We start from the raw sequence: 3,377 nt of genomic DNA, 5'->3' as shown, positions 1-3,377 counted from the left end.
AACATCCAGACACCCAGCATCCGGGGGCTTTCGGTGGCCACCCCCCGCGGGTGTCAGCTGTGGTCCGCACGCCTGTCCTTCAGTGCCGCGGCCGCAGCGGCACGGGACCGGACACCCAATTTCGCGCGTGCGTTGGCGACGTGGCGGTGTACGGTGTGCGGGCTCAGCATCAGGCGTTCGCCGATCTGGATGTCGGTCAACCCTTCAGCGACGAGTTCGAGTATTTCTCGCTCGCGATCAGTGATTGCTTTGCGGCCGAGGTCGGCGGGGTGCACACGAACGCGGTGACCCAGGCCGGCCAGCGTCGCATCTGCGACCGCGGCTGCATCTCCGCGCCACGGGAAGTGGTCGTCGCCAGGGAGTTCGACCATCACCGAGTTACGTACTCTGCGGGCCACATCGAGTCCGAGCGTGAACGGAATGGCGCGGTCGTTCCGGCGATGGATCACTGTGGTGGGAACCTTAAGGGCCGCGAGGTATTCGGTTGCGTCTAGTGCGTAACTGGCGGTCAGTGAGCGCGCCGCCTGCTCAGCTGTGGCGGACTGGCGTTGAAAGCGAGCGAATCTTTCGCGTTCGATGTTGCTGGCGCCGGGCACGAAGACGTCGGCCAGGAGTCTTGATCCGAGTCCCCAGTGGGCAGCGATGGCGTCGACCATCGCACGGCGGGCGGCCTCAGGCGCGATGTCGGTTCCTCGTGCATACGCGCCATAGAGCACGAGTCGGTGGACGCGGCGTGGTATCCCGGCGGCGAGGCCGGCGGCCACGGCAGCGCCGGACGAGGCGCCGAGCAGGGCGAAGCGCTCCATCTGCAGCAGGTCGACGAGTTCGGAGATCATCTCGACCTCGGATTCGAGATCAAGCGGAGTCAAGGCACGCCCCGGACCCGACGCTCCACGCCCAGGCTGGTCGTACCGGACGACAGTGAAGTGTTCGGCCAACCGGCCGAGGTACGCACGGAACAGGGGGTCAGCCCAGTTGAGGGTCAGGTGGCTGCACCACCAGCCACCAACGAGCAGCGGGGGTCCGCTGCCGACCGCGGCGTATGCGATGTCACCGCTCGAAGTTGCGACGCGGCGGACGAGTTGGTCTTCAGCTCGAAGCATTGGCGTCTTCCCTACATCACCCGACCTACCAATGATGGCGGACCCGGTCCGTATTGTGCTATCGCCGGTCCTGATCGTCGACCCGACCGACATCAACTGATCGCCGGAGTCAGTGGTCGCGCCCGGCGAATGCGCATTCTTGCGAGCAGCCAGAAGGGTGCGGGCAGACGCGCACATCGCTCATGCCGACATCGGGTGCCGGGGCTCCGGGCGATTACGAGAATGGCCCGAATCGGCCATGTGGAATCGGCACGGGAATCGGCATCCTCAAGGCATGACAACCAACACCGTGAATCAACGCATATTCGCCGCCTGGTACCCAGGCTTCATGAGCCGCGTCGAGCGCTCAGGCCAGGCGGCCATTCGGGCCGAGCAACTGTCTCACGCCCACGGCCGAACCCTCGAGATCGGGGCCGGCAACGGACTTTCCATCTCGCACTATCCCGACGATCTCGAGGAGCTCGTGCTTCTCGAACCAAACCCCAGACTACGAGCGCGATTGGCAGCGCGAACTGACGGGCCGGGCGTTCCGACGACCGTCTGCGACGGCGATGCGCATGCCCTGGATTTCCCCGATTCCTCGTTCGACACGGTGACTGCGTCGCTGGTGTTCTGCTCGGTCACAGATCCGGCGCGAGCACTCGCCGAGGTGCACCGCGTTCTTCGACCCGGGGGCTTGTTCCTCTTTCACGAACACGTCCGCGGAACCGGCGCCCGTGGTTTCCTCCAGGATCTCCTCAACCCGCTCCAGCAGTTGCTCGCCGACGGATGCCACGCGAACCGCGACTTCGTGGGCGAACTGCGGGCCAGTGCCCTGCATGTGGACGAGATCAGCCACCTTCGGATGCCGACAGCGATGCCGACAATCGTGCCGCTGGTCATCGGTAGCGCCCGGCGAGTGAGCGAGGACGAGCGGACCCAGACCAGGCAGATGGCGGAGTCGCAGAGCATCTGAAGAGAGCCGTCATGATCGCAGCCCAGACGATCTGGTCTTGGGAGCCCAGCCAGCTGGTCGGGAACCTCGAGGCGATAGCCGTGGCCGCGCAGGGTGGTGATCACAGGGCTGCAGACGTCCGCGAAGGTCGCAGCGGCTGCGAGTCGCCCTCGAAGCGCTGCCATGGTGACGTCGAGAGTCTTGGCTAACCGAACCATGTGTGGCAACCGATTCGGCAGCGGCACCTGACCTGATACGGCCTGCGGCGCGGCACCTGCCGGTATCACCATCGGGGTCGCGTTCGGTGACTGCCGGTTCGTTGACGTTGACCATCAACTTTGACACGACGTGGCCGGTTGGTCGCGCACTGCCCCGTCGTCGACGCGCATGTGCCTGGCGGCGACATCACCGGACGCGGCAACGAGCAGCCCCGCGGAGGTGTTCGCTGTCGGTGGGGATCGCTCTGATGCGGACCGCTCGCCAGCCGATCCAGGACAGGCCAGCGACCTGCTCGAGGAGGCACTCCGGTGTCGTATGCAGGTCGGTGTCGACGGTGGCGCACCCTACGCGGCGGTTCGGGGCACGGTGAAGGTGAGCGCGCCGTGCGGACTCTGGCTGACCAACGACTGCGCCTCAGCGGCTGCAGCTCGGACGGGGTGTTCTGCGGTGGCCCGGTCACGATCGCAGTGGCTCCTCATCGGAGCGCTCGCCGGGTGCGAGGTGGACGGCACGCCCCAGAGCGGCAGATCCTGCGATGGCGGGCCCCTCGGCGGCGGGCTCCTCGGTGTCGGCGGCCGACGCGGCGGTGGCTGCTCGCGATCACGTCGTACCGAGCGCACCCACGATTACGGTCTCCCATCCCTGCACCGCCGAGGCCATCGGCACCGATATCTGCCGCACCCTGGCTGTGTCCGTCCGCTGCTACCCGGATTGGCGTGCGTTGGCCGGGGCGGTCCCGGGACAACGCTGCCGACCGATTTCGCCGTGCTCCCGAACTCCCGGTTCGACGGTGAATACTGCTCTGGGAGAGGAGATCTCGGGATGTCGGTCCCGATGACCCGCCCGCAGTGCGACAGGCTGGGCGTCGCCGTGCTCTACAGCGCCACGACGCCGGGCCGATACGCGACCGAGGTGTCCGGTGCGCCGGCGGCGCCTCCGGGAGCGGCCCATCTGCGCGCCGAGCAGTCCAGCCCGTCTCTGCGGGCGCGCAGCGTCGAGAGTAACCCCATCGACGCGGTGTACAAGCCTGCGTGTACACTGGGGCCGAGGTGTGCGCCGCCGTCCGCGCGAAGGTGGAGATGGATGGCAGATGGCTCGACACCTCGAGCGATCAGGCGACC

At 67.0% G+C, this 3,377-nt stretch carries 3 protein-coding genes; 1 reads left to right on the top strand and 2 read right to left on the bottom strand.

The genetic code is table 11. The annotated features are described in order from the left end of the window. Positions 1-53 precede the first annotated feature (53 nt). On the bottom strand, positions 54-1,103 hold the full coding sequence (locus GORHZ_RS00540; protein WP_006329268.1) for an alpha/beta fold hydrolase: 1,050 nt from the start codon (positions 1,101-1,103) through the stop codon (positions 54-56). 274 nt (positions 1,104-1,377) lie between these two features. Here GORHZ_RS00540 and GORHZ_RS00535 point away from each other — a divergent pair, with 274 nt between their 5' ends. Then, positions 1,378-2,058 (top strand): class I SAM-dependent methyltransferase, encoded by a 681-nt coding sequence (locus tag GORHZ_RS00535; RefSeq protein ID WP_006329267.1) that lies wholly within the window; start codon positions 1,378-1,380, stop codon positions 2,056-2,058. A gap of 1,073 nt (positions 2,059-3,131) precedes the next feature. Here GORHZ_RS00535 and GORHZ_RS31915 read toward each other — a convergent pair. Beyond that, entirely contained in the window at positions 3,132-3,266 is a 135-nt protein-coding gene (locus GORHZ_RS31915; protein WP_280985387.1) for a hypothetical protein, read from the bottom strand. Positions 3,267-3,377 lie beyond the last annotated feature (111 nt).

This window comes from Gordonia rhizosphera NBRC 16068 (assembly GCF_000298195.1).
GTDB classification, from domain to species: Bacteria; Actinomycetota; Actinomycetes; order Mycobacteriales; family Mycobacteriaceae; genus Gordonia; species Gordonia rhizosphera.
Note: the sequence above shows the minus strand (reverse complement) of the source record. Positions and strands in the feature narration are given on the sequence as shown.